We start from the raw sequence: 26,557 nt of genomic DNA, 5'->3' as shown, positions 1-26,557 counted from the left end.
CTCGCTCCCACAGGGAAAGGGGGGCAACGACTCCCCCCATTCACATCACCGCACCGATCTGCCAGGGTAGGAATTCGTTATCGCCCAAGCCGTTTTCCTCGCTGCAGGTGCGGTGCCCGGACGCGGTCGCCAGCATCAGTCGGAATAACCGCTCACCCGCCTGGGCCACCGATTCCACGCCATCGACAATGCCGCCCGCGTTGAAATCCATGTCCAGCTCCATGCGTTGGAACAGCCGGGTGTTGGTGGCGATTTTCAACGAGGGCGTGGGCTTGCACCCGTAGGTCGAGCCACGGCCCGTGGTGAAGCAGATCAGGTTGGCGCCACCCGCCACCTGGCCGGTCGCCGACACCGGGTCGTAACCGGGGGTGTCCATGAACACCAGGCCCCGGGCATCGACCGTTTCCGCGTATTGGTATACGCCCATCAGCCCGGTCGCACCGGCTTTCGCCACGGCGCCCAAGGATTTTTCCAGGATGGTGGTGATGCCCCCGGCCTTGTTGCCCGGCGAAGGGTTGTTGTTCATGTCACCGTCGTTGTGGCGGACGTAGGCTTCCCACCAATGGATGCGCGCCATCAATTTTGCCGCGATGTCGGCAGACGCGGCGCGGGCAGTCAGCAAGTGTTCGGCCCCGTAGATTTCCGGGGTTTCCGAAAGGATCGCCGTGCCGCCCTGTTGCATCAGCAGGTCCACGGCCGCGCCGAGCGCCGGATTGGCCGTGATACCGGAGTAGCCATCCGAGCCGCCGCATTGCAAACCGACGCACAAGTGGCTGGCGGCGACGGTCGTCCGTTGGTATTGGTTGATGAGGGGCAGCATCGCTTCAATGTGGGCGATGCCACGTCGCACGGCTTCGCGAGTACCGCCTTCGTCCTGGATGACCAGGCTGGCCTTGAGCGCCACGGGGCGATCCGCCAGTTCATTCATCAACGGGGTGAGTTGATTGACCTCGCAACCCAGGCCGATCAACAGCACACCGGCGAAATTGGCGTGATTGGCATAGCCGCTCAGGGTTCGTTTGAGAATGTCGATCCCTTCGCCCTGGGCACCCATGCCACAGCCGCTGCCATGGGTGATTGCAACGACGCCGTCGACGTTGGGGAAGTCTTTCAAGCGCTCGGCAGAAAAGGCATTGGCGATCTGCTTGCAGACGGTTGCCGAGCAATTGACGCTGGAAATGACCCCGATGTAATTGCGTGTGCCGACGCGTCCATCCTCGCGGACGTAACCTTCGAAGGTCGCGGGGTTCTCGCTCAACGACGTGGGGGCATAGACGTTCCGTACGCTGTGTTCGGCCGTGTTGGCGGGCATGTCCAGGTTGTGCACGTGGACGTGATCGCCGGGCTCGATGGCCTGGGTGGCCTGGCCGATGGTTTGGCCGTACTTGAGCACCCGCTGGCCGGCCAACACCGGGCGCAGGGCGATCTTGTGGCCGGACGGAATCGCCTGCCGGGCGACCAGGCGGATGCCGTCGGCACTCACCGGCTGACCTTCGACGATATCGCCTCGGGCCACCGCGACATCATCGCCGGGTGTCAGAACAAGCAAAGAAGAAGGCGGGTTCATGGGGGCGTCCTCCGATTCCTAGCACTCGATGATTGCCTTGACGACACCTTGCTTGGGGTCGAGCAAGGTGGCGAACGAGTGGGGCACCTCGGCCAGCGTCAGTCGGTGGGTGTTCAGGGCCGCATCCGGAATCAAACCGTCGCGCAAGCATTGCTCGACGTGCCGGAAGTCTTCCTGGGTGGCGTTGCGACTGCCCATCAGCGTGGCTTCTCGCTTATGGAACTCAGGGTCGGAGAAGGTGATGGAGTCCCGAACCACTGAGATCATCACATAGGTGCCGCCGTGGGCGATGAACTCGAACCCGCGCTCCATGGCCCGGGCATTGCCGGTGGCGTCGAAGACCACGTCGAAAAAATCACCCTCGGTCAGCTCGGCCAGGGCCTGCTTGTCGCCTTCGCCGATGTGCACGGCGGCGTGGATATTCAGGTATTGCTTGCAGAACGACAGGCGATCCTCGCGGGTATCCAGGACGGTGACTTTCGCACCGCGCAGGCTGGCGAAGATCGCCGCCGCCATGCCGATCGGGCCGGTGCCGACCACCAGGGCGTGTTTCTGCGCCTGGATGTTCGAGCGACGCACGGCGTGAGCGCCGATCGAGAGGAATTCGATCATCGCGGCCTGTTCCAGGGAAATCCCCACGGCCTTGTGCACGAATGCATGGGGAACGCTCAGGTATTGAGTGAAAGCACCGTCGCAGTGAACCCCCAGCACCTGGATAGCGGTGCAGCAGTTGGTCTTGCCCTGGCGGCAGGCAATGCACGTCCCGCAGGACAGGTACGGCATCACATAGACGACATCGCCGACAGCCAGGTCGCAGGCTTCGTCGGTGCCCTCCACGACCCCGGAGAACTCGTGGCCCATGACCCGCGGATATTCGAGGTACGGTTGATTACCGGTGAAGATGTGCAGGTCGGTGCCGCAGACCCCGACACGCTTGACCCGGATCAGGATTTCCCCTGGTTTCCTGAGGGGGTGTTCACGTTCGATGGGGGTGAGCGAACCGGGTTCGTTACAGATGACGGTCAGCATGGCGATGCTCCTTGGCTGGCCTGCAGGCGGTGGCTGCCAGCAGGTGGGAGGAGGGTTGTGAGCGCGCGGCTGCCGGGACCGGGGCTCTCTTTTTTGTTGTAGGCCAGTGGTGACCTGCACCCATGACCTTGGCCCGAAACTACAGGCTGGAAAAAATATTGGCAAGACCAATTAATAAAAATATAGATTGGACTGACCAGTTTGGTCTGGACATCGTCCGGCACTGCATCATTGACTGAACCCAGGTCCATCCCGGCAGGTCACTCGTTCGTCAGGAACGAAAAACAGGACGGACCCCTTGATGCGACCTATTGAGCTCACCAGCCTTTCCTTTGCCACGCTGCTGTGCGTGGCCTGTTCGAGCCAACCGCCTGCCACCTGGAGCTACGTCGACGCCCAGGGACGGGCCAATCTTCCCCCCGACCAGGCCTACCCCGAGCTCTTTGAGGCGGTGCAGCGTGGTCAGGTGTTCACCGACCAGAAGCATTTCGTGGACGCACTGCCCAACCGTGATCCGGCGCAGATCCGCGCCGACTACCTGGCCCGACGTGACCACGACGGCTTCGATATCGAGGCTTTCGTGAAAGCCAACTTCATCGAATCTGGCCAAGCCGAAAGCCCGGCGCCCAAGCCCGGCGCTCCGATCCGGGAACACATCGACAACCTCTGGCCGATCCTGAGCCGATCCTACAGCCAGGTGCCGGCCTACAGCAGTTTGTTGCCCTTGCCGCAGCCCTATGTGGTACCTGGCGGACGCTTTCGCGAGATGTATTACTGGGATTCGTATTTCACCATGCTGGGTCTCGAGCAAAGCGGCGATAAGGCCCAGGTCCGCCAGATGACCGATAACTTTGCCTACATGATCGACACCTACGGCCACATTCCCAATGGCAATCGCACCTACTACCTGAGCCGGTCGCAGCCGCCATTCTTCGCCTACATGGTGGAGTTGCAGGCGCGTATCGAAGGTGACCAGGCCTATGGGCGATACCTGCCACAGTTGCAGAAGGAGTATGCCTATTGGATGGCGGGCGCCCAGGCACTCAAGCCCGGTGCTGCGGATCGGCACGTGGTCAAACTCGCCGATGGCAGTGTGCTCAACCGCTATTGGGATGCCAGCCCGACGCCTCGACAGGAGTCCTGGTTGCAAGATGTCCGCACCGCCGAACAGGCGCCGGCCCGGCCCAAGGAGGAAGTCTGGCGCGACCTGCGCGCCGGCGCCGAAAGTGGCTGGGACTTCAGTTCGCGCTGGTTGGACGACGGCCAGAACCTGGCGAGTATTCGCACCACGGCCATTGTGCCCGTGGATCTCAATAGCCTGATCTATCATCTGGAACAGACCATCGCCAAAGCCTGCGAGACGGTGCAGAACGCCCCGTGCGTCCAGGCTTACGGCCGGCGCGCCGAATTGCGCCAGCGGGCCATCGAGCAGCACCTGTGGAATGCCGACAAAGGTTTTTACGTGGACTACGACTGGCAACGCCAGCAACAACGCCAGCAGCTCACGGCCGCGACGCTTTTCCCGCTGTTCACGGGCCTGGCCAGCGCCGAACATGCCCATCGCACCGCCGATGCGGTCCGTGATGGCCTGTTGCGTGCCGCAGGTATTGCCACCACCCAGGTCAACACCGGCCAGCAGTGGGACGAACCCAATGGCTGGGCGCCGCTGCAATGGGTCGCGGCGGAAGGGCTGGATCGCTACGGGCACACCGCGCTGGCGCAACAGGTAGGCGGCCGCTTTTTACAGCAGGTCGAGAACCTCTACCGCAAGGAAAACAAGTTGGTGGAGAAATACGACCTGTCCGGACGGGGCGACGGCGGGGGAGGTGGCGAATATGAATTGCAGGACGGCTTCGGCTGGACGAATGGGGTGACGCTCAAGTTGCTGGGTAAGTATGGCAAGACTTCCTCAACCCTTGCGGTTGAATGAATGCAACACACATCCCACCATCAGCCGAATCGAGACTCACCTTTGTCGCGAGGGCGCTTGCTCCCCCTGGGTAGGAGCTGCCGAGCGGAGCGAGGCTGCGATCTTTCCCCAGACACTTGAGTCCCAAGCGAAAGATCAAAAGATCGCAGGCTTCGCCAGCTCCTACACAGCCCAGCGGGAGCAAGCTCCCTCGCCACCAGGGCCGGGTGCTGGGTGAGCCTGGTGTGATCGGGCGCTGAGCCTTTGTGGGTTCGTTAATCATGCACTGTCACCCGATTGCGCCCGGTCTTCTTCGAGGTATACAGCGCCTGGTCGGCCCTGGCGATCAGCTCGGCGTGGTCGTTCGAGGGCTGGCTCAGGTCCGCCACTCCCAGGCTGACGGTGAAGCGGATAGTCTGGTCGTTGAACTGCACTTCCAGCGCTTCGATAGCCTTGCGCAGGCGCTCGGCGAAAATCTGTGCGCCGGCCTTGTCGGTGTCCGAGAGCACCACGCCGAACTCTTCACCGCCATAACGCCCGGCCACGTCGGATTCGCGCACATGTTCGTGCAGCAGCCTGGCGACGTGCTCGATGACCTTGTCGCCAGCCTGGTGACCGTAGGTGTCGTTGACCCGCTTGAAGTGATCGATATCGAGCATGACCAGGCTCAACGCATGGCCGTAGCGCTGGTGCCGGGCGAAGGCGGCTTTCAGGTTGCTCTCCCAATGACCGCGGTTGTACAGCCCTGTCAGCTGATCGGTGCTGGAGAGTCGTTGCAGCTGTGCGTTGGCGGCCTGGAGCTGATGCCGGTTGGTGGCGACGTCGGTGACGTCATAGATCACCAGGCAGATATGCTTGATGGTGTTGTCGGGCGAGCGCAGCGGTAACAGCGTGGTGTTCTGGTACATGAACGCTTCCTGGCCGGTGATCGGCTGGTAACTCTTGAAGCGCATCAAGTACGGCCGCTGCTCCCAGACCGTGAACGCTGGTGTGCCCAGGGTCGCGACGCTTTCTACCTTGCGGCTGAACCATTGGCGATCGATTTCAGGGAACAGGCTGAAAAAATCCTGGTTGTGCGCGTCCTTGGGCTGCACTCCGGAGCGGTTCTCCATGAAGGTGTTCCAGACTTGCACGCGGTACTCGCGGTCGAGCACCACCACCCCGACGTCAATGCTCTGAACGATGGCCAGCAACCAGTGGAATTCGTTCAGATCGATGGATTCGCTCATGGCTCAGTTCATCAGGTAGGCGAGTTTGTGGGTCAACCGTTCGATGGAGTCCTCTGTGAACAACAGCAACAGGTCGAAACGAATATCGTGCCCTTCCAGGCTGTAGCTGATTTCCACCGCCAGGGTCTTTTTCCAGTGCTTGCTGTTGTCCCGGATCAGTTCCTCGATGGCCGCGTGCTGGCCGAGAATCTGCGGGTGGCCTTGGGAAAACACCACGTCGATCTGTTCGGCAATGCTGCTCAGGCACGCGCCGATCAGCACGCTGGAAAGGTCCAGCAACATCTCCAGGTCCGAATAGTCGGCGCTCTGGCGCTGCATCAATTGCGCGATGTCGGCGACTTCCGAGTCATGGAAGATCAACAGGGCTTCGCCAGCGATGCCGCTGCCGATAAACCCCTGGCAGATCGCGGTGAGTTGCTGGGAGCTGCCGACGTCGTTCAAGGCCATGTGCAACTCCCCGACCTCGAGGAGGTTCACGTTCGGCACCGGCAATCGCACGAAGACCCCCAGCACCTTGGCGATCAGGGCCGCTGCCCGGCCGATGGCCACGTTGACCGTCTCGCGGAACACATCGTGGAAACTGATGGCCGTGTTCGTGGCCGAACGATTCTGCAACGGCACCTGGCTGGGTTGGGCCAGTAGCCCCAGCCGCGCCAGCGTCTGGCGCAGGTCGTTTTCATCGAAGGGTTTTTTCAGGAACGCCAGCGCGCCCAGTTCATGCACGCGGCGCACCGCCTCATCCTGTACGTCACCGGAAATCACGATGACCTGCGCCTTCAATCCCTCGTCGCGCAAGGCGCTCAACACTTGGTAGCCATCCATTTCCGGCATGGTCAGGTCGAGCAGCACCACATGCCCCAGGCCCTGGCGTATGGCGTCCATGGCCTGGCGCCCATTGTTCGCTTCGGTGACCGAAACCGGCCAGTCTGTCGGCAGTGCACGCAACACCTGCTTGCGCGCCATGTTGGAGTCGTCACACACCACCAGGGGAATCAACGACACAGGAATGACCGTGGGTGGCCAATGGCAGGGGAGGAGGGGCTACTGACATCATTCATAGGCTTGCAAAGACCCTTTGAGTTTACGAACCGGGTTCATCAAGCTTAGCGTCCTGCACGAGAACTGCGGGGCTCGGTTGCATTAGAAACTGGACCAATAAGTCAAAGGCGTCAACTGCACTTCGTCATTCACACCCCACGCAAAGCCGCGATCGGCGTGCGATTGGCCGTGGCGGGCACGGTTTGTGGTCTATAGTTTTCAGCAGGTCCGGAATCTTTCCGTGCCGGCGATCAGGGACTGCGCACGCATCGCGCCGTAGCTGCATCGGATACCCGCAGGCCGTCAGCAGTGAACAAGGCAGGGAGCACACCATGGCGATCCAACGGGCGAGTGTAATGACGTCGGCCCTGGATATCGTCCATCGTGAAAACGCCTTGGCCGATGTGACGAGCCATTGGTTTCGGCGCGTTTTCGATCAGGCCAGGGAAGCCTACATCCTGTTTCCGCTGCTGGCTGTCCTGCTGTTGGTGGTCATCTGGGCGGGCACCCTGTACCTGATCAAGGTCGAACAGGCCCGGGCGCAGCAGGCGATCGCCGAGGCGAGCCTGGAAGTCGGCGCCACCTACGAAGCGCAGATCCTGCGGGCTGTACGTGAAATCGATCAGACCCTCAAGCTGGTCAAGTACACCTACGAGTCCGAGCGGCAGCCCAACCCGCTGCCCAAGCTCAAGGCACGCGCCTTGTTGCCTTCTCCCTACTTGTTCGATGTCAGTGTGGTCGACGCCAGCGGTCGGGTCGTTGCCAGTACCCAGCCGAGCGAAGCCGGAAGCCGAATGGCCAAGGATGAGCTGCAAACGCTGGGCCCGGACACGGCGCTGTCGATCAGCCGCCCGTGGAAAAACCCGGTGACGGGGGAGTGGAAGTTGCGTTTCAGCCGACGGCTCGATGGTGGGGATGGCGCGTTCGCCGGAATCGCCATGGTCGAGGTCGATGCCGCCTATTTCGTCAGCAGTTATGACGCCTCGAAACTCGGCAATCAAGGTTTGCTCGGCCTGTTGGGTAGTGACGGTGTCTTTCGGGCACGGCGCAGTGGGGAGGAGGTATCGGCCGGCGAATCGATCGATTATGCAACCGTGGTCCCGGACACTGAAAGCACCGAAGCCGTACGCGCAATCAATGCGGGGGATGGTGTGTGGCGCTACACCAGTGCCCGCCAGCTCTACGACTTCCCACTGGCGGTGATTGTCGGGTTGTCCGAGGAAGAACAACTGGCCGCGGTGAACCAGCAAGCGCGTACCTACCTGTGGCGCGCCACGGGCGGCAGCCTGGTGCTGGTGTTGCTGGCGGGGCTGCTCGCCCGGATGAGCTGGCAACTGGTGCAAAGCCGCTTGCGCGCCGGCGAAGCGAAAATTGCCTACGCGGAAAGTGTCGAGTACCTGGCCTATCACGACGGCCTTACGGCCTTGCCCAATCGCAGCCTGTTCAGCAAGCTGTTGAGCCAGAGCATCCGCGAGGCCAGCCGTTATGATCGGCAACTGGCGGTGCTGTTTCTTGACCTCGACCGCTTCAAGCAAGTCAACGATACCCTGGGGCACGATGCCGGCGATCAACTGCTCAAGGAGGTCGCGCTGCGCCTCGAGGCGTGTCTGCGCGGCAGCGATACGGTGGCCCGATTGGGCGGCGACGAATTCGTGATCTTGCTGCCGGAGCTGTCGCAGGACAACGACGTGGCGACTGCCGCCCAAAAAGTCCTGACCGCCATTGCCCGGCCCTTCAACCTCCAGGGCCAGGAGTTCCGTGTGACCGCCAGCGTTGGTATCAGTGTGTTCCCACAAGATGGCCTGGACGAGCAGACACTCAAGAAAAACGCCGATATCGCGATGTACCAGGCCAAGCAGTGTGGCAAGAACAACTTCCAGTTCTATTCCGCGAAGTTGAACGCGGACTCACTGGAACGGCTGACGCTGGAGCTGAGCTTGCGCCACGCGCTGGAGCGCCAGGAGTTCCAACTGCATTACCAGGCCAAGCGGGACATTTCCAGTGGCCAGATCACCGGTATGGAAGCGCTCCTGCGTTGGAATCATCCCGACCTGGGAATCGTGGCGCCCATGCAATTCATCCCGATCGCGGAAGAGACCGGTTTGATCGTGCCGATCGGCAAGTGGGTGCTCAAGACGGCCTGCCGGCAGAACGTCGCCTGGCAACGACAAGGGCTGCCACACCTGGGGATCGCTGTGAACCTCACGGCACGGCAGTTTGCCGATGAGAACCTGCTGACGGACTTGGCCGAGATACTGGCCGAAACCGGTATGGACGCGCGCCTGTTGGAGCTGGAGATCGCCGAGAGCCTGCTCATGCAGGACGTCAAGAGGGCGTTGGGTGTGTTGACCGGCCTCAAGCGCCTGCAGGTCCGCATCGCCATCGATGATTTCGGGATCGGTTATTCGTCGCTCTCCGCGCTCGAGCAGTTTCCGCTGGATGTCATCAAGATCGACCGCTCGTGTATCTGCGATACCAGCAGCGTGTCGGAAGACAAAGCCCTGACCGAGGCCATCATCGCGATGGGCCGGACCCTCAGCCTGACCGTGGTGGCCCAAGGCGTGGAAACCAAGGAGCAGGCCGATTTCCTGCGGGACAATGCCTGCGATGAGTTCCAGGGTTTTTACTTCAACAAACCGGTGCCCGCCGATCAGTTCAAGCTGTTGCTGCAAGCCCAGGCGGCCGACACGGAGCCCGGTACGTAGAGGCCCGTACTCATTGCGACTCCAGCGGCAGTGCCCTGACGCTGCCGTCCAGCTCCCGTGCCTCGATATAGCCGATGGTGTCGGGGTTCTCTGCGATACGTTTCTTGACCTCCGCCCCGTTCGAAACCGCCTGCGGCGGCTGGCCCCTGCCAGTGAAGATGATTTTCGACCAATGCGCCTTGAGCTGGGCTGCGGACTTGCCGGTGAACGTAGTGTAGAACTCATCACGGGTCGGTGAGTCTTCTGTCTGGTCAATGGGAATCGCCTGTCCGCCGCCGGGAAAACGACTGGCCTTGCCCAGGAAAATATCCGCCACCTGATTGCGCGCGAGCGTCTTCACCGGGCTGGACGCGGCGACGACCACCACCACGTCGGCCTTGACGGCAACGCTGGCGGCGCACAGGGCGAGCCCCGCCATGGCGAATCCGATGAGTCTCACAACCCACATGGCCTGCTCCATCAGAAGACAAAATCAACAGCCAGGCTGATGACGTTGAGCGAACCCCCCGACGTGAAATCCGGTTGGGGGTTGATCAACGGACCGACCGAGTTGCCCTTGAAGCGTGTGTGATCGAATTGCACCTTGGCGTCCATGTTCTTGGTGAAGTCCCAGCGCGTACCCAGGGAAAGGGTCTGCTGGCCTTCATTAGAGCCCAGGATGCTGTTGAGCGCACCGTTGAGTTCGGCGGCAGTGCCCGCCAGGGCCGGCGGCAAGGCCGATAGCGTCAGGCCCGGGCTGGAGACTTCTGTTTCGGTCCTGGAGCGCGCGTAGGTGACATAGGGGGTGAACGCTGCGATGCGGTACCCGCCGCTGATGTACCAGGCGCTGGTCCTGCCCAGACCGGAACGGCTATCCAGACGCCCCCATTCACTCATGACGAACCAGTCGCCTGGATCGTAGCTGGCACCCACGCCGATAAAGTCGACGGGGGTGTCATCGGAATCGTAGCGATCGGCGATGGCGATGCCTTCCGGACCGAACTCTCTGAACGTATCGAAGAGTGAATTGAATGGCTCCAGGGTCAGGTCGGCCTTCATGTAGGTGATGCGTGTGGTGAGGACGCCGAGCTCGGTGGTGTTGGTGACTCCCCAGAGATTTCTCGTCAGCGCCTTGCCGGTCCCGTCGGAATCGCGGCTGTCGGTCTGGCCGTAGTGGGCGTGCACCGTGTTGGTGATTTCATCGACTCGAAACCGGTAGCTGCCATCGATGCCGTCGCTGCTGGAGATCGGCATCAGGCCGTAGACCTCCATAGGCGCCCGCACCCAGGGCAGGGTGTAGCCCACTTTGCGGGTGTCGGACACCAGGAACGTCGGCAACACGGTACGGCCAATGCGTGCGTTGAAATCCGGCGTGAACTGGTACTTGATGTTGGCCCACTCGGCGAAGGGCCGGTAACTGTTGTCGTAGCGCTGCTCGGAAATGACCTGCACCACGGCCGACAGCTGCGGGGTGAAGGTGGCGGTCAGTTGGGCGCCTATCAGGCTGTCGACGTCGGCGCTCCAGTTGCGCGAATGCCCCGCGCCGTTGGGCTTGAAGATACTGGACGTGAAGTCGGCTTTTTTCTCGCTGGAATGAACGATCCCCACCGTGCCGAAACTGCTCAGCGAGAACATGTCGGCTGCGTCGGCACTGGCGCCGCCGGCGTACAGCGTCACGACTACCAAGGCCAAGGTATTGGGCTTTTTCACCATGGGGGTCAAGGTAACCTCGTTGCGTGGATCGCCATTCATCTGTTCCTTGTAATGTTGGCTGAAGCTGTGCGTTATCACGCGCCGAAGCGTAGCCTAGATCGCCAGTTTGAGCGTAAAGGTCGCTCCCGTTCCCGGGCCATCGCTATGGGCCTCCAGCGAGCCGCCCATCTCCATGGCCGCCAGGACGCAGCTGTGCAGGCCAAAACCATGGCCATCCTTGCGTGTGGTAAAGCCATGGGCAAAGATCCGCGTCAGGTTCTCGGGCGCTATGCCCTCGCCGTTGTCGATGACCTTGATCACCAGGGTGTCTTCTTGGGGAATCTCGCTCTGAAGGATGATTCGAGGGGGCGGCTCCGGCCGGTCATCCATCGCCCTGCTGGCGTTTTTTATCAGGTTGATCAGGATCAGCAGCACCCGGTGCTTGTCCAGTTGCAGCAAGGGTGTTTCGGCCAGGTTTCGCACCACGGTGATCCGATGCGCCGCGATGATGCCGGCGTTCATGCGCAAGGCATCCTCGATCAGGTCCTTGATCTGCACGGTTTCGGCAAGGCTGGAGGTGCCTGCGTAAGATTGTTGGGCGGCGACGATTTCCTTGATGTGATCAACGCTTTTGCTCAGTTGGCCGAGTTCTTCGGTCATGCTCTGTTGCTCGAGCGCAAGCGCGTCCACCAGTTGGTTCAGGTAGCCGGGCAGCAGCTTGCCTTTCTCGTCGTGGGAGATGAAATCGCCGAGGTCATCGGCGTGCTCGTTCATCATTTGCACCGCCTTACCGAGCCCCAAGGCCTTGCTGGTGCGCAGCTTGCGGGTGACCAGGTCGGCGGAAATATTCACGCTGTTAAGCACATTGCCCACGTTGTGCAGGACGTTGGTGGCGATTTCGGCCATGCCGGCCTGGCGAGCGGCGGCGGCCAGTTGAGCCTGGGCTTCGGCGGCGCGCAAACGGCTCTGCGCCAGTTGCCAGCTCATCCGGGCGAGCACGCCCACCAGCAGCACCAGCACCAGGCTGCCACCCGCCGCGCGCCAGAGGTAGGTACGCGCCTGCTGGTTCACCGCGGCCAGTTGTTCTTCCTCGGACAACCCGACAATCACCGCCAGCGGAAAGTCGTAGAGCTGGCGGGCACTGGTGTAGCGCCGCACCCCGTCCCAACCATTGACCGAGAGCACCGCCTCGGTGTTTTCCGCGTCCGGCACCACTGCCGTGTAATCGACCGTATCGCCGGCCAGTACCGTTTCTCCGGTACGCCGCACGCGGAAGAGGCCGTCAGTGCCCAGCAACCCGAGGGCACCCTGTTCGCCGAGTTTCGAGGCGTCGTAGCTACTGACGAAATAGGCGGCGTCGACCTCGACCCTGGCGATTCCGGAAAGCGTGCCATCCGCGGCATCGAGTCGCCGGCTGAAGCGCAAGCGCCATTCTCCGGTGATTGGACTTCTCCACGGATGGCTGATGGACAATGAGTCGCTGTGCCGCAGTGTCTGCTGCTCATTCGGGTCGGCGATATTTTCCCGGCCGTTGACCTGCGTACTCGCCACGAGCCTGCCGTCCGGGTTGACCACGCTGACATCGAACACCAGGGCCGGCGGTAACAAGGCCCGCTCCTGGAGCCGGCGAAGGGGATTAGGCTCGGCCTCGGTCTCATAGGTGTATTTGACCAGCTTGAGGGTTTGATCGATTTCATGGATGGCGCGCAACATTTGTGCTTCGTAGGTGGCGCCCATTTCCAGGCTGGCCGTCGCGGCGCTCTGCTGCGCGCGAAGATGTTCGACCTTGATCAGGTAGAGGGTGGCGCTCCAGATGGCCAGCAACAGCAGGACGGCCAGCAGCGGGAACAGGATGTAGGCTTCCTTGGCTTGATCGAAGGCGCGCCGAAGCACGCCGGCCTCGGTATGGTCATCGGCCTCGGCACGATGAGCAGTGCCAGGGGCCAACCTCAGTGTCTCAGGCCGCTGGATCGGCATGGTGTGCTCCCTGCATTGTTCGACCGACGGCTGGTGGGCGTCGGCGCGGTACGGCTCGAGGGGTGTAGCTCCTGTTGGCCCGAGCGAAAGATCCTGGGATCTGTCAGGAACTATAGACCACAAACTCTGCATGCCAATGTGCGAAGGTGGGCCCGATCGACTGGGACACTGAGGATTTTGTGGTGAGGGGATTTTGTGGGAGCGAGGCTCCCCTCTCCACAGGTTTGCAGGCACTGCAAAACGAGTTCGACTGGATCGGTGGGGGCGTGGGCGTGGCCTGATGCTCGGCATGGAAATTGTCGACCCGCAGGGCACCCCCGATGTACAGGGTCATCCGCCGTTGATCATCGGCAGGGGCCGGCGTCCGGTGTGGACGCTGGCCTCGATCCAACGGGCACTCAGTAGTCCCAATAGGCCGCTACCCAACGAAAGGCGTCACCGTCGACCGCCACCCGGCCAACGGAGGGGAATGGCAGGTGAGTGGCGACCAGCAGTTCACCGGACGCCGCCGCGTCTCGCATCAGGCGGACCCGAACGCGGACCGATTCTTCAGGGTCATGTTCAAAGCCGTTGTGCCAGTCGGGGTGGTCGAAGGCGACCGGGAACAACGCATCGCTGACCACCAGTACGTCGATCTCGCCAATCTTCAGCGCATAACGTGAAGGGACCAGCTCCTCGTACGAGGTAGCGTGCAAGCTCATGTGTGAATCCGGATGCATTCCATCCTTTGCTGCAGGGGCGTTCAAATGCGTGGTCATGGTCGTTCTCCGAAGGCTTGGCTCAAGGGCTTTGGCGAAAGCCACCTCTCTGGGCATGAGAAAGTGGCCGTCGCTGGAGAATGAGTCTGCATCGCGCCGGACCACGTTCGATACCATACGTGGGTATGTTGTGCAGGCGCTTTAGCGTGATGGCCCCCAGCAAAAGGTATGGGCATTCATTGAGCTGGGGAGAAGGCGGCACAGGCGCTATCGATACAACTGACCCACCGCCATCGCGAGCCAGCTCGCTCCCACAGGGGATCTGGGTGTTCATGACCTTTGTATGCAACGCAGGGCCATTGTTGTGGGAGCGAGCTTGCTCGCGATGGCGGCGGCACAGTCACCATCGGTTCAAGCTGATCCACCGCTTTCGCGAGCAGGCTCGCTCCCACAGGGAATCTGGGTGTTCATGAGCTTTGCATGCGCGCAGGGCCAATTGTGGGAGCGAGCCTGCTCGCGATGGCGGCGGCACAGTCACCATCGATTCAAGCTGATCCACCGCTTTCGCGAGCCAGCTGGCTCCACAGGGGATCTGGGTGTTCATGACCTTTGCATGCAACGCAGGGCCCTTGTTGTGGGAGCGGGCTTGCTCGCGATGGCGGCGGCACAGTCACCATCGATTCAAGCTGATCCACCGCTTTCGCGAGCCAGCTGGCTCCCACAGGGAATCTGGGTGTTCATGACCTTTGTATGCAACGCAGGGCCATTGTTGTGGGAGCGAGCCTGCTCGCGATGGCGGCGGCACAGTCACCATCGATTCAAGCTGATCCACCGCTTTGGCGAGCAGGCTCGCTCCCACAGGAAAGTCAGGGAACATGTTTAAGTCGGGTCATTCCAGCGCTTGAACCACCAGCGCAGCCGGGAGATCGGTTTGCCCTCGGCGTCCAACGGGCGGCCGTCTTCGGCGTAGGCTTGGGCCGGTTCCAGCAGTTGGCCGTTGAGGTAACGGGCTTCGACCGCCGGGTTGCCGTTGGGGTGCAGGCGGCGGTAGTGGCCGTCGCGCACGCCGTCGCGATAGACTTCGGCTTCGGCCAGTTGCCCGTCGGGGAAGTAGTTGTTGGCCTCACCGTGCAGCAACCCGCGACGGTACGTGGCCTGGCGTTGCAAGCCGCCTTCGGCCGCGTAAAAACTCGCCACGCCCTGCAATTTCCCCTTTATGAACGGCAGGACCGCAGAGACTTTGCCATTGGGGTGGTACAGGGTGCTGGTGCCCTGCAGTTCACCTTGGCTGTAGTTGAGTTTCGCCTGCGGGCGTTGAGCTTCTTCGATGTGCAGCGGGCCGTCGAGCCGACCATCGACCAGTTGCCCGTCCAGCCGGCTGTCGCCGCGTTCCAGGTCCAGTCTTTTCGTGGTCATCGCCATGCTCCCGTCAGTTGACCTTCACCAGGCCACCCTTGATGGTCAGCATGCCGCCGCCGTCCACCGTCTGTTCTGCGGCGGCCTTGTTCACCAGGCTGATGCCGGCGTCGTTGGTCAGGGTGGTGCCAGCCTTGTTTTCCAATGACGTACCGGCCTGGTTGCTCAGGGCCGTGCCGGCTTTCTGGCTGATGGACGTGCTGGCCTGGGCCGCCAGGTCCGCGCCGCTCTTGATGGCGAAGCTGCCGCCGCTTTGCAGGGTCAGGGTGCCGCTGACCTTGATGGTCAGGTTGCCGTCCACCGTCAGGCTGTAATTGCCGGTGACCTTGTGCTCATAGTTGCCGCCGGTGCTGTGGGTCTGGTCCGAGCCCACGGTGACGGTGCGGGTGTCCTTCACATCGAGGCTGTCGCTGCCGGTCTGGATGGTCACGCTGCGCTTGCCTTTCTCCAGGGTGACGGTTTCGTCGCCGTCCTTCACCGTGCGGGTGCGGGCGTTCTGCACCGTGAGGGTTTCGTCGTGGCCGACGGTGGCGGTGGTGTCGTTGAGCACGTTGATGTTGAAGTCCTTCTGGGCCTGGAGAAACACCTCCTCGGCATCCTTCTTGTCTTCGAAACGCAACTCGTTGAATCCGCCGCCGCCCTTGGACGAGTTGGTCTTGATTCCGGATTGGGTCTGGTTCGCCGGCAGCGCGTAGGGCAGGGCGTTGTCACCGTTGTAGACGCAGCCGGTCACCAGTGGACGGTCCGGGTCGCCGTCGATGAAGGTCACGATGACTTCCTGGCCGATTCGCGGCACGAACTGCATGCCAAAGCCCTTGCCGCTCCAGGGCAGGACCACGCGCACCCAGCAGGAGGAAGCCTCGTCGTTCTTGCCGGTGCGGTCCCAGGGGAACTGCAACTTGATCCGCCCGTACTCGTCGGTCCAGATTTCTTCACCGGCCTTGCCCACCACCACGGCCGTCTGGGTGTGCATGCGCGGTTTTAATGTGGTGCGGGCCGGTCGATAAGCGGTGGCCTTGGGGATCGCTTCGAAGCGATTGCGGTAGCTTTCATGGCTGGCTTCGTGGCTGACCGAGGTCACCACCCAATCGATATTCAGCGTCGTGTCTTCATGGCCGGCGAGGGTGAACCAATACCCCGGCACCAACCAGCGACAGTCGCTCTCGCCGACAAAACGTTTCTCCTGGCTGCGCAGGCCGTCCACCCGCTGTTTGGTCAGTGCATCGCCCTGGGCCTTGGCGTTGTAGCCGCCCGGATGTTCGTACATCGAGTTGGGTCCGGCCACGGCTTCGGCCTGGCTGAAGAGCGATGTGGTCGGCGTGGTGAATTCATAATCGGTGGCTTGGTAAACCCCGGCCACCGCCTGCAGGCACACCTGCCCTGAGCGGATGCCGTGCAGTTCTCGCTCACCCATTTTCTGCCCGAGATAATTCACCGTCGGCCCATTGGGGATGGGCGCGAAGGCGTCGTTGCTGTCGGCCAGGACCAGCGTGTGCTTGCCTTCCTCGTGGGTGAAGAACCAGAAGATCCCGTCCTCTTCCAGCAGGCGCGAGACGAAGGCCAGGTCGGTTTCGCCGTATTGCACGCAATATTCACGGGGGGTGTAGCTACCAGTGAGTTTGAGTTGGAAATCGGTGAAACCGTGGGCCTTGAAAATCGTGGTGACGATGTCCGAGGTGGCAAGGTTCTGGAACACGCGGTTGTTGCTGGCAAGGCCCAGCCACCACAGCCATGGCCGCAACAAGAGTTGATAGCGCTCGGCGGTGGCATCGGCAGGGAGCTGGCGGATTTCGGCCACCAGAAAGTCCATGGGGCGCAGTAGGGCATCCTTGTGCAGCGTCGTGGTGACGTGGCTGGCGACGGCAGTGGTAAGGGTCAACGAAGCGCCGTCGTTGATACCGTTGAGGATGTGCGAGCCCAATGCATTGAGGCGTTCTTCGCCGGACAGCGAATCAGGGTACAGCGCCGATAGTGTGGCGGCGGTGAGCGATAGCGTGGTGTTGCTGTCGGTGGATCGAGCCATCGATTAATACCTCTATACCGCCTCGCCCTTCACGAAATTCGTGTCTATCAGCTTCTGCATCACAGTTCTCAGGTCTTTGAGTAAGTGTTCAGGTGGGGTCGTGATGGTATGGGTGGCTTTAGATATTTTTGCTTTTTTACCTTCCTCCTTAAGCAAGGTCTTCGTTGAGGACTTGACGTCAAGTTCATCGTCCTGGTCAGCTTCAAGCTGAAAATAGATAGATCCGTTATTTTTTCCACCTACCAGGGTCACATGAAAATAAGTCCACATGCCTGAATCGTTCGGAGTAATAGAAATATGCGCGTTATTGTCGCCCACTTTCAAACCGTCAAGCAGAAGCATCCCCGATCGGGTGCTGGTAACAAGGTTTGTACCAGCCACCGCTCCGATCACATCGAGCTCCTCTCCGTAAATGTCCCCTGATTTAGCGATGAAGTTCACCATCGGTGTCCAAGGGTCGTGCGTGGCGATACTGGCTGCTGTGAGCGTTGATTGTGCATAGCCCATATTTGCTACTCCTTAATTTTAATAGCAGATCCGGTTGAAATTGGGACCGCGCTTTATTCCAACACCCACTCCGCTAACTTCCCGGTCACCTGCGTCATCAACACATTCTCGACATCCCGCGCACCCGCCGCGCTGCACTTGGCCAACACCGCCTTGACAATCCCCGCATCAAACTCGAATTGCTTACCGGTCGCCGCCTTGTAACGCCCGCGTAATTTCTCCAGTTTCGCCAACACAATCCCCTCCAGCGTCGCCTCATCCAGTGGCCGATAGGCCACCACCGTCATGCGCGCCAGAAACGCCGGGCGGAACGCTTGCAGCAGCACCTTGTGCAAGGCTTCGTTGAAGGCGTCGCTGCCCAGTTGCGCCACCGGCGTGTCCAGCAGCAGTTCGGCGCCGACGTTGCTGGTGGCGAGCATCACGGTGTTCTTGAAGTCCACCACCAGGCCGGTGCCGTCTTCCATCAGGCCTTTGTCGAAGACGTTGTAGAAGGCTTCGAGCACGTCCGGGTGGGCCTTTTCGATTTCATCCAACAGCACCACGGAATAGGGTTTGCGTCGCACCGCTTCGGTGAGCACGCCGCCGCTGCCATAGCCGACATAGCCGGGCGGGGCGCCTTTGAGTTGGCTGACGGTGTGGGCCTCCTGGTATTCCGAGAGGTTGATGCTGATCAGGTTGCGTTCGCCGCCGTACAAGGCATCGGCCAGGGCGTAGGCGGTTTCGGTCTTGCCCACGCCGGTGGGGCCCACCAGCAGGAACACGCCGACCGGTTTCTGTGGGTCGGTGAGGCCGGCGCGGTAGGCTTGCAGGCGTTGGGCGATGGTGTTCAGCGCCGTGCTTTGGCCCATGACTCGCTGGCCCATGCGCTGGCCGAGGGTGCGCACGGCGTGGGCTTCGTCGGCGAGCATCTTGCCCACCGGGATGCCGGTCCAGCCGGCGATCACGGCGGCGACGGTCTTGCTGTCCACCTGTTCGGGCACCAGCGGATCGTCCTGGCGAATGGCATCCAGGCCGGCTTCCAGGCGCAGCAGTTCGGCGGCCAGGTGGTCGATGCGGTTATCGATCTCGGTGTCGGCTTTTTCACTGTCGGCCCGTTCGCTCAGGGCCAGCAGTTCGCGCCGGGTATCGAGCAGTTCGCGTACGGCTTCGCGCTCTTCGCCCCAGCGGGTTTCCAGCTCACGAATGGCCTGCACATTGCTGGTCGATTCGGCCTCCAGCAGGGTGATGCGCTCGCGGTGATCCAGGCCGGTGGCCTGCTCGCGGCGCAGGCGTTCGACTTCATCCTTGAGGCTGTTCTGCCGGTGGCGCAGGCTTTCCAGCGGCGGCGGCACATCGTGTTGGCCAAGGGCGACCCGGGCACAGGCGGTGTCGAGCACGCTGATGGCTTTGTCCGGCAACTGCCGCCCGGAGATGTAGCGGTGGGACAGCTTCACCGCCTCGTGGATGGCGGCGTCCAACACTTGCACGCCGTGGTGCTGTTCCAGTTTGCTCGCCACGCCCCGGAGCATTTCCACGGCGGTGAGTTCGTCCGGTTCTTCGACCTGCACCAACTGGAAGCGGCGGGCCAGGGCCGGGTCTTTCTCGAAATATTTTTTGTATTCCAGCCAGGTGGTGGCGGCCAGGGTGCGCAATTCGCCCCGGGCCAGGGCCGGCTTGAGCAGATTGGCCGCATCGCTGCCGCCTTCCGCACCGCCGGCGCCGATCAGCGTGTGGGCTTCGTCAATGAACAGGATGATCGGTTTTTCGGCGCTGCGTACCGCGTCGATCACGCCCTTGAGGCGTTGTTCGAATTCGCCCTTGACCCCGGCGCCGGCCTGTAACAGGCCCAGGTCGAGGACGCGCAGGGTGACTTCCTGCAGCGATGGCGGCACATCCCCGGCGGCGATCCGCAGGGCCAGGCCTTCCACCACGGCGGTCTTGCCGACACCCGGCGCGCCCACCAGGATCGGGTTGTTCTGCCGGCGCCTGAGCAGGATGTCGATGCATTGGCGGATTTCGCCGTCGCGGCCGACGATGGGGTCGATGCGACCGTTCCGGGCGTCGGCGGTCAGGTCCTGGGTGTACTGGTCCAGCACCCGGTCCTGTTTCTGTGGCGCCTCGCCGGGTTTGGCCGGGCGCACACCGCCGACATGTTCGCGGGAGCTTTCGGTCCATTCCAATAGCTGGGCGCGCAGGGCGTCGCGGGGAATGCGCAGCAACGACGAGGCGCTGTTGAGCAGCAGGCTGCGGCGCTCATCACGGTCCAGCAGTGCCAGCAGCAACAGCCCGGAGCGGATGCTGTCCAGGCCCAGCACACTGGCCTGGACCACGGCATCTTCCAGCAGGCCGATGGTGTGCGCCGACAGGGCGGGCGTACGGGTGCTGCCGGATTTGAACAGGTCCAGGGCCTTGTTGGTTTCCGCCGCCACTGCGTCACGTTCCAGGCCGAAACGCGGCAGCAGGCAGGCGAAGTCACCGCCCTCGATATCGAGCAACTCCAACAGCAGGTGCTCGATTTCCACGTAGTGGTGGCTGCGCTGCATGCAGCGTTGCGCGGCCCGTTCCAGGGCGCGGCGGTTGTCCGGGTTGAGGCGTCCGATCAGGCTGGCCAGTTCCATTTCAGGCGATCTCCTGCTGGCGAAGGCGGGTTTCGATCCGTTGCACGGCCAGGCTTGGCTGGCGTTGCAGGCCAGCGTTCCAGTTCAACCGTGGCGCTGCCTGGCGACCCAGTTGCAGCGGGCCGGCACCGCGGACCAGCAGCACCAGGGTGCAGTCCAGGTCAGGGCCGAAGTACAGGGCGTAAAGGCTGGCGAGCAGCGGATGGGTCTCGCCGGTGGGCAGCAATCCGCTGGCCTGGGCCGTGCTCAGGGGGCCGAGGGTCATGCGCACGCCGGCATGTTCGTCCCAGACCCGGGTGCCGGCCACCGCGTTGCGGCCCAGGCGCAGGTTGCGCCCGCCCGGTTGCAGGCGGCTGCGACTGGCCGGCGGGATTTCACGCCAGCCGCCTTCGTAGGCGCTCAGTTCCACGGGCAAGCCGAACTGCTCGCGAACAATCGCCGCGAACCCGTCCAGGGAGCGCCGGCCATCGGCGTACAGCGCGGTGCAGGCCAGGACCGCCGAGTCGGGGGCGGCCTGGCGCTCCTGCAAGGCCTTGGGCAGCAGGCCGGTCAACGCACGCAGTTGCGCGTGTACGGCGGACGCGCCTGGGGCGGTGAAGCCGAGGGCGATACGATGTTTGCGCATCACCTTGTACAGCAGGCTGAGCAGGCGATGCTGGAACAGGTCGAGGAACTGCGCCGGGGCGTGATCCTTCGCCCGCGCTCGCTGTTGCAGCCATTCCTGGTAGGCGTAGGGCAGCGGGCCGTCGGGGCCGCCGAGGCCGAAGATCGGTGTGGTCAAGGTGGGCGGCAAGCCGGGTTCGTAGTCCAGGCTCTCGACTTCACTGGCGGCGAACAGCGGCGTCAAGGGCCCGCGCAGGCGCAAGGCCTCGGCGTGCGGCGCGGTGCCGCTGCCCAGGGGCTCGGCCTGGGGGTGTTCGCGTTCGAGCAACAACAGGGCCTGGAGCCATTCGAAGCGTTGCGGGTCGCGTCGCAGTCGCTCGCTCAGGTTCAGAGCACCAGGGGTTTGCCGGCTTGGGGTTGCCATGTCTTCACCTCCTTGTCGGACTGGACCAGCACCGTGCGTACGAAGCGGTTGGCAGTGGCGTAAAGGGAAAAGAACTGCGCCAGCACACCGGAGAAGAGCACGGCACTGCTGCCGACAAAGTGTTGCGGATCCAGTTGCAGGCGCACCTCCAGGCCGTTGCGCCAGCCGCGCCAGGCATCTTCGCCGACATGGGCGATGACGCGCTCGCAGCCCAGTCCGGCGACCCCTTCGATCTGGCGGTGGGCGCTGGCCTCGTCCCGCAGGTTGTGCAATTGGAGAATTTCACGCAGTGCGTCCAGTGCCTGGGGACCTTCGACCAGTGACAGATGGTTGAGGGTCAATTGCGACACCAGCCGCCAGCGCGATTCACCGTCCAGGCGCGGCAGGCTTTGCGGGCTGGGTGGGTTGCGCAGGCGTGCCCAGGCCACCGGTCCCGGGCGCTCGAAACCCAGCGGCGTACCGGCCGGCAGGCTTTGGGCCAGGTGGCGGTTGGTGCACAGCAGTTCGGCGGTGAGGCTGTAGTCGCGGGTGTCGGCCAGCGGGTCGAACCGGGTGTCCACCAGACTGACCATCAAGTCGGTGCCCAGTCGGTTCGGGCTCATGCCGCTGACCCGGCGCGCATGCCAGTAGCAGGTTTGGTCGCTGCCATGCTGGCTGCCGTAGTAGGCCGGCACTTTGCGCACGCCCTGGCCGGAGATGGCGCGCATGCCCCGGATGCTGTGGATCTCGACGCTGTTTTCCCGGTGACTGTCGGCCACCAACCGGTACTCGCTGCGGGTGCCATCCGGGCGCAGCGGCTCGGACGTGCGGGGGAACAGGTTGATCACCGGCGTGCAACCGAGGGCGATGTCGCTGGCCTGGAGCGGCAGGCGACTGCTGGGCGCCCGGTCGAACACGATGTACAGGTACAAGGCCTGGCTGTCGCTGGTGGCGCCGGCCAGGGGCAGGTCGAAGAAACCGAATTTGTCCGGGAAGGCAAAGTACTCGGCCAGCAGGCGCATGCCAGGGTGCACGCCGTCCTCGTCCGGCAACAAGACCTGGTCGCTGGCGAAGCCGACGATCTGCGGCAAGCCGGCCAACGGCTCGGGCACGCTGCCCGGCGCGCCGGCCAGGACCTTGATGGCGTGGGCACCCAGCAAATCGTACAGCCCGGCGTTGATCATCGGTGACGCCGCCAGGTGCACCCGCAGCGATTCGATTCCCAGCGTCGACCACTGGCTTTCCCCCAGGCATCGCAATTCCAGGCGCAAGGCCGAACGGGCCTGGACCACCCCGGTCAGCGCCTGGGTTTCATCGCTGCCCAGCAGCAGCGCTTCGCTAACGTGGACTGGCCACAGATGCACGGCGGCCGTGGTGCGGAAATGAATGCTCTGGCCTGTGTCGGTGGTGACGAACAGCGGTGTGTCGCGGGGCAGCGGGTAACCCTCGTTCAAGTTGCCTTTGCTCGGGTCGGGCTCGAATTGCACGATGGCACACGACGGCAAGGGCCGCATGGCCAACGGGTAAAGCTGTTCGAGCAGGGCATCGCTGAATTCGGCGTAGTCGTCGTCCAGCCGCCGTTGCAAGCGCGCGGCCAGCAGGGCGAACCCTTCCAGCAGGCGCTCGACGTGGGGGTCGGGGCATTCGCCGGGGGACAGTTCCAGGCGCCGGGCGACCTTGGGATAACGCTCGGCGAACAGGCTCCCGGCGTGACGCAACCAGGTCAGCTCGCGTTGGTAGTAGTCCAGCAGTTGCGGGTCAATCGAGTCGCTCATGGCGTACCTCCAGGCCGTCGCCGGCGTGCTCGATGACAAAGGCCACGGGCCAGGCGTGCAGGTCGCCGCGCAGTTCGCCCGACAGCCGTATGCACAGTTGCTGTGGATGGCCTGGCACCGGGCAGACCTGGACCTCGCCCAGGCGCAGGCGAGGTTCGAAGTGGGTGATGGCCTGGCGGATTTCCCGGGTCAGTTGGCGCCGGTCATCGCTGCGCTGCTGTTGCAGCGCGGTCCAGTCGGCGATGCCGTAGTCGAGGATGCTCGGTGGTTCGGTCAGCGCCCGTGGACCGCGTCGGGTATTGAACAGGCGCGACAGTTCGGCATGCACCGAGTCTTGCAACGCCTGTCGGTCGAACGCCCGCCCGGTGTCGTCCGGGCTGGCCAGGCGTTCGAACAGGGGCGGGCGCAGCCCGAAGCCAGCCATGGGCGCGGCGGCCTTACTTGGTCATTTTGTTGGCGGCCAGGTCCCAGGTCGTGCCCGCCGTGCCTTCCTTGGTGCCGTCGTCTTTCTGCGCGGTGAGCTCCCATTTGATCTTGGTGAAGTTCAGCGACAGGGTTTCCACCGGTTTGCCGCCGGTGCCGCCGCTGACACTGACGTTGGACAGCACGACGTTGGTCAGGGTGTAGATGATGAAGGGCATGAGTTTACCGCTGCCTTCGGCGGCGTTGCGGCCGATGGTGATGACGGCTTGCGGGATTGGCTTGCCGGCGCAGCAATACTCATTGAGGGAGGGGGTGGAGCTGTCGACGAATTTGGTCAGGGTGAATTCGCCGATGTGGGGCCGGCCGGAGGTACGCTCCGAGTTGCTGACGTCGTTGGTGACCTGCATTGCCACGTTATGGCTGTAGGACATGACCTCGATCTTGTCCGTGAACCCCTCCAGCAGGCTGTCGCCCTTGATGTCGCCGCCGAGGTCGAGAATGATTGCATCCATTGTGTGGAACTCCTGAAGAAGACAAGTAGGTGGTACCCGATACCCCTAGAAACGAATGCCAAACCCCTGTGGCGAGGGGATTTATCCCCGCTGGGCTGCGCAGCAGCCCCTTGAGCAGTCAACTTAATCTGCCGGATACACCGAGTGGCCGGTATTTAGGGCCGCTTCGCGCCCCAGCGGGGATAAATCCCCTCGCCACAACAGTGTCCTCGCCACAAGTTCAACCGTCAGGCAGCTACCGGCGGCGGCAGGGTCGCCACCAGGCGGATCGAGGCGGTCAACTCCTCCAGTTGGAAGTGCGGCCGCAGGAATACCGTGGCCTTGTAGGCGCCGGGCTTGCCGGCCACCTCCGTCACGTCCACCCGGGCTTCGCGCAATGGGTACTGCGCCTTGATCTCTTGCGGCGCGTTGTCGTTGATCAGCACGTAGTCGGCAATCCAGTTGTTGAGGTAGGTCTGCACGTTGTCGCGGGTCATGAAACTGCCGACCTTGTCACGCATGATCACCTTCAGGTAATGGGCAAAACGCGAGGCCGCGAGTACATACGGCAACATCGCCGAGATCCGCGCGTTGGCGTTGGCCTCGTTGGTGTTGTAGACCTTGGCCTTGTTGGTGGTCTGGCCGCCGAAGAACACTGCCACGTCGCTGTTTTTCTTGTGGCACAGGGAGATGAAGCCCAGGTCGTTGAGTTCTTTTTCACGGCGGTCGGTAATCGCCACTTCGGTCGGGCATTTGAGCGACAGGTCCCCGGAGCTGGTGCGGAAGGTATGGGCCGGCAGGCCTTCGACCGCGCCACCGCCTTCGGCCCCGCGAATCGCCGCACACCAGCCATATTTGGCGAAGGCTTCGGTGATGCGTTGCGCCAGCGTCCAGGCGGCATTGCCCCACAGGTACTTGCTGTGGTCGGTGCCGTTGACGTCTTCGACGTAGTTGATGCCTTCCACCGGCAGCGTGTCCGGGCCGTAGGGCAGGCGCAGCAGGAAGTGCGGCAACACCAGGGACACGTAGCGCGAGTCTTCGCTTTCCCGGAAGGCGCGCCACTTGATCAACTCCTGGCTCTCGAAAATCTTCGACAGGTCCCGGGGGATCGCCAGTTCGGTGAAGCTGGTCATGTCGAACAACCGCGGGCTGGCGGCGGCAATGAATGGGGCGTGCGCGGCGGCGGCGACGTTCGAGAGTTTTTCCAGCAGGCCGATGTCCTGGGGATGCCGGCCAAAGGTGTAGTCACCCACCAGCAGGCTGAACGGATGCCCGCCGAAGGTGCCGTATTCTTCCTCGTAGATTTTCTTGAACAGCGCGCTCTGGTCGAATTCGACGGCTTTTTCCAGGTCGTTCTGCAGTTCTTTCTGAGTGACGTTGAGCAGGCGCAATTTCAGCCGGGTGCTGGTTTCGGTGTTTTGCACCAGCAAGTGCAGGCCGCGCCAGGAGGCTTCGAGTTTCTGCAGGTCGGGATGGTGCAGCACTTCGTTGAGCTGGGCGCTGATCAACTCATCGATCTGGCTGATACGGTCGTTGATCATCGCCACCGTATCCTTGTCGATGGCCATGCCTTCGTCGAGGACCTGGGTGGCGAATTCGGCCAGCATGTCGCGGGCGTAGTCTTGCTGGCTGTCGTCGTGGGCCATGCGGCCTTCGGCGATGATCTTGTCCAGCAGGGACAGGGTCTGGGTCGTGCTCTCGCTGGTTTGAGCGCTGGATGAAGCGGGCATGGCGGTATCTCCCTTGAATGATGCGCGCGATCAGGCCTGTGGTTCGGCCGGGGCAGGGTCATCGTTGGCGGCGACGGTCGGCAGCTCCTGCGTTGCGTCCTGAGGCCGGGCCGACTTGATCTCTTGCAGGCCTTCGGTGTTAGCGATCACGTCACGCAGCAATTTGTCCAGGTCATCGTTGCCGTCGAGCTTGGTCAACAGATCCCGCAGGCGTTGGCGCGCCTCGAACAACCGACGCAACGGCGTGACCTGCTCCACAACCTTGACCGGGTCGAAGTCGTCGATGTGGCGGAAGTTGAGTTCGATGTTGAGCTTGCTGTCGTCGCCGCTGAGGGTGTTGTTCACCTGCAGCGTGGCGCGGGGGGAGATGGAGGCGAGCACCTCGTTGAAATTGTCCCGATCGATTTCCGTGAAGCGCCGCTCATTAAGCTTGGGCAGCGGGTCCAACGGCTTGCCCGAGAGGTCGGCCAGAATGCCGACCACCAGTGGCAATTCTTTTTTCTCGATGGCGTTGCCGATTTCCACGTCATAGGTGATCTGGACGCGGGGAGGACGGACTCTGTCGAGCTTGTGCTGGGTACTTTCTGCCATGGCGGCCGACTCCGATGCATGTGTGGGAGCAATGCATCGGGAGTCCCGCTCATCGCATTCCCTTGCTGATCCGCAGGTTGCAAACGGGCGGCAGGAAACCTGTCATTCCCTTGACGAACCTGGTCCATTCAACCGCGTGGGTCGAACTACCCAAGACGCTAGAACAGGTCTATAA

Annotated in this window: 19 protein-coding genes and 2 pseudogenes; 3 read left to right on the top strand and 18 right to left on the bottom strand. The window is 62.6% G+C overall.

Going from position 1 to position 26,557, the window contains the following annotated elements; genetic code table 11:
* Window positions 1–40: 40 nt before the first annotated feature.
* Window positions 41–1,567 carry a UxaA family hydrolase gene (locus BLQ55_RS03500; RefSeq protein ID WP_092198043.1) on the bottom strand — a complete coding sequence of 509 codons (1,527 nt, stop codon included), beginning with the start codon at window positions 1,565–1,567 and terminating at the stop codon, window positions 41–43.
* An 18-nt stretch (window positions 1,568–1,585) separates the two neighbouring features.
* Window positions 1,586–2,596 carry a zinc-binding alcohol dehydrogenase family protein gene (locus BLQ55_RS03495; protein ID WP_092252396.1) on the bottom strand — a complete coding sequence of 337 codons (1,011 nt, stop codon included), beginning with the start codon at window positions 2,594–2,596 and terminating at the stop codon, window positions 1,586–1,588.
* Window positions 2,597–2,897: 301 nt separating this feature from the next.
* On the opposite strand from BLQ55_RS03495, the gene treA reads away from it, so the two are divergent.
* Window positions 2,898–4,526 carry an alpha,alpha-trehalase TreA gene (treA, locus tag BLQ55_RS03490; protein WP_092252394.1) on the top strand — a complete coding sequence of 543 codons (1,629 nt, stop codon included), beginning with the start codon at window positions 2,898–2,900 and terminating at the stop codon, window positions 4,524–4,526.
* Between the two features lie 254 nt (window positions 4,527–4,780).
* On the opposite strand, the gene BLQ55_RS03485 is transcribed toward treA, so the two are convergent.
* The gene (locus BLQ55_RS03485; protein WP_092252392.1) at window positions 4,781–5,734 is read right to left on the bottom strand and encodes a sensor domain-containing diguanylate cyclase; all 954 of its coding nucleotides are present in this window, start codon (window positions 5,732–5,734) and stop codon (window positions 4,781–4,783) included.
* 3 nt (window positions 5,735–5,737) lie between these two features.
* A complete protein-coding gene (locus tag BLQ55_RS03480; protein WP_092198055.1) occupies window positions 5,738–6,736 on the bottom strand; it encodes a response regulator in 999 nt (332 codons plus the stop codon).
* A 368-nt stretch (window positions 6,737–7,104) separates the two neighbouring features.
* On the opposite strand from BLQ55_RS03480, the gene BLQ55_RS03475 reads away from it, so the two are divergent.
* Window positions 7,105–9,477, top strand: coding sequence for a bifunctional diguanylate cyclase/phosphodiesterase (locus BLQ55_RS03475; RefSeq protein ID WP_092252390.1), 2,373 nt, complete (start codon window positions 7,105–7,107; stop codon window positions 9,475–9,477).
* Window positions 9,478–9,487: 10 nt separating this feature from the next.
* On the opposite strand, the gene BLQ55_RS03470 is transcribed toward BLQ55_RS03475, so the two are convergent.
* Genes BLQ55_RS03470 through BLQ55_RS03460 form a run of 3 tightly spaced genes read right to left on the bottom strand, consistent with a single transcriptional unit; the run spans window position 9,488 to window position 13,125 of the window.
* Entirely contained in the window at window positions 9,488–9,925 is a 438-nt protein-coding gene (locus BLQ55_RS03470) for a type 2 periplasmic-binding domain-containing protein (RefSeq protein WP_092198061.1), read from the bottom strand.
* Between the two features lie 11 nt (window positions 9,926–9,936).
* Window positions 9,937–11,208 (bottom strand): porin, encoded by a 1,272-nt coding sequence (locus tag BLQ55_RS03465; protein WP_256326514.1) that lies wholly within the window; start codon window positions 11,206–11,208, stop codon window positions 9,937–9,939.
* Window positions 11,209–11,262: 54 nt separating this feature from the next.
* Window positions 11,263–13,125 (bottom strand): ATP-binding protein, encoded by a 1,863-nt coding sequence (locus BLQ55_RS03460; protein ID WP_092198067.1) that lies wholly within the window; start codon window positions 13,123–13,125, stop codon window positions 11,263–11,265.
* 257 nt (window positions 13,126–13,382) lie between these two features.
* Between BLQ55_RS03460 and BLQ55_RS32735 the strand changes: the two are divergent.
* Window positions 13,383–13,465 (top strand): annotated as a pseudogene (locus BLQ55_RS32735) (hypothetical protein); the annotation flags it as partial.
* A gap of 58 nt (window positions 13,466–13,523) precedes the next feature.
* Here the strand turns inward: BLQ55_RS32735 and BLQ55_RS03455 are convergent.
* From BLQ55_RS03455 to tssB, 11 genes and pseudogenes are all read right to left on the bottom strand, one after another.
* Window positions 13,524–13,739: pseudogene (locus tag BLQ55_RS03455) on the bottom strand (MBL fold metallo-hydrolase); the annotation flags it as partial.
* Between the two features lie 963 nt (window positions 13,740–14,702).
* Entirely contained in the window at window positions 14,703–15,239 is a 537-nt protein-coding gene (locus tag BLQ55_RS03450) for a toxin-antitoxin system YwqK family antitoxin (protein WP_092198073.1), read from the bottom strand.
* Window positions 15,240–15,252: 13 nt separating this feature from the next.
* A complete protein-coding gene (gene tssI / locus BLQ55_RS03445; RefSeq protein WP_092252386.1) occupies window positions 15,253–17,262 on the bottom strand; it encodes a type VI secretion system tip protein TssI/VgrG in 2,010 nt (669 codons plus the stop codon).
* Between the two features lie 12 nt (window positions 17,263–17,274).
* Window positions 17,275–17,769: a hypothetical protein gene (locus BLQ55_RS03440; protein WP_092252384.1), complete on the bottom strand. Its 495-nt coding sequence runs from the start codon at window positions 17,767–17,769 to the stop codon at window positions 17,275–17,277.
* Between the two features lie 53 nt (window positions 17,770–17,822).
* Window positions 17,823–20,366, bottom strand: a complete 2,544-nt coding sequence (tssH, locus tag BLQ55_RS03435; protein ID WP_092252382.1) for a type VI secretion system ATPase TssH — start codon at window positions 20,364–20,366, stop codon at window positions 17,823–17,825.
* A 1-nt stretch (window position 20,367) separates the two neighbouring features.
* Window positions 20,368–21,393 (bottom strand): type VI secretion system baseplate subunit TssG, encoded by a 1,026-nt coding sequence (gene tssG / locus BLQ55_RS03430; protein ID WP_092252381.1) that lies wholly within the window; start codon window positions 21,391–21,393, stop codon window positions 20,368–20,370.
* Window positions 21,357–23,147, bottom strand: coding sequence for a type VI secretion system baseplate subunit TssF (gene tssF, locus BLQ55_RS03425; protein ID WP_092252380.1), 1,791 nt, complete (start codon window positions 23,145–23,147; stop codon window positions 21,357–21,359). Before tssF ends, tssG begins: the two co-directional genes overlap by 37 nt.
* Window positions 23,131–23,571 carry a type VI secretion system baseplate subunit TssE gene (tssE, locus tag BLQ55_RS03420; RefSeq protein ID WP_092252379.1) on the bottom strand — a complete coding sequence of 147 codons (441 nt, stop codon included), beginning with the start codon at window positions 23,569–23,571 and terminating at the stop codon, window positions 23,131–23,133. Before tssE ends, tssF begins: the two co-directional genes overlap by 17 nt.
* Window positions 23,572–23,584: 13 nt before the next feature.
* A complete protein-coding gene (locus tag BLQ55_RS03415; RefSeq protein ID WP_024617958.1) occupies window positions 23,585–24,082 on the bottom strand; it encodes an Hcp family type VI secretion system effector in 498 nt (165 codons plus the stop codon).
* Window positions 24,083–24,309: 227 nt separating this feature from the next.
* Window positions 24,310–25,791: a type VI secretion system contractile sheath large subunit gene (gene tssC, locus BLQ55_RS03410; protein WP_060741946.1), complete on the bottom strand. Its 1,482-nt coding sequence runs from the start codon at window positions 25,789–25,791 to the stop codon at window positions 24,310–24,312.
* A gap of 30 nt (window positions 25,792–25,821) precedes the next feature.
* On the bottom strand, window positions 25,822–26,382 hold the full coding sequence (gene tssB / locus BLQ55_RS03405; RefSeq protein WP_060741947.1) for a type VI secretion system contractile sheath small subunit: 561 nt from the start codon (window positions 26,380–26,382) through the stop codon (window positions 25,822–25,824).
* Window positions 26,383–26,557: the final 175 nt, after the last annotated feature.

The sequence above is a fragment of the Pseudomonas sp. NFACC13-1 genome (assembly GCF_900104425.1).
Taxonomy (GTDB): Bacteria; Pseudomonadota; Gammaproteobacteria; order Pseudomonadales; family Pseudomonadaceae; genus Aquipseudomonas; species Aquipseudomonas fluorescens_AA.
The sequence above is the reverse complement of the archived record's forward strand: the minus strand, read 5'-3'. Positions and strand labels throughout refer to the sequence as shown.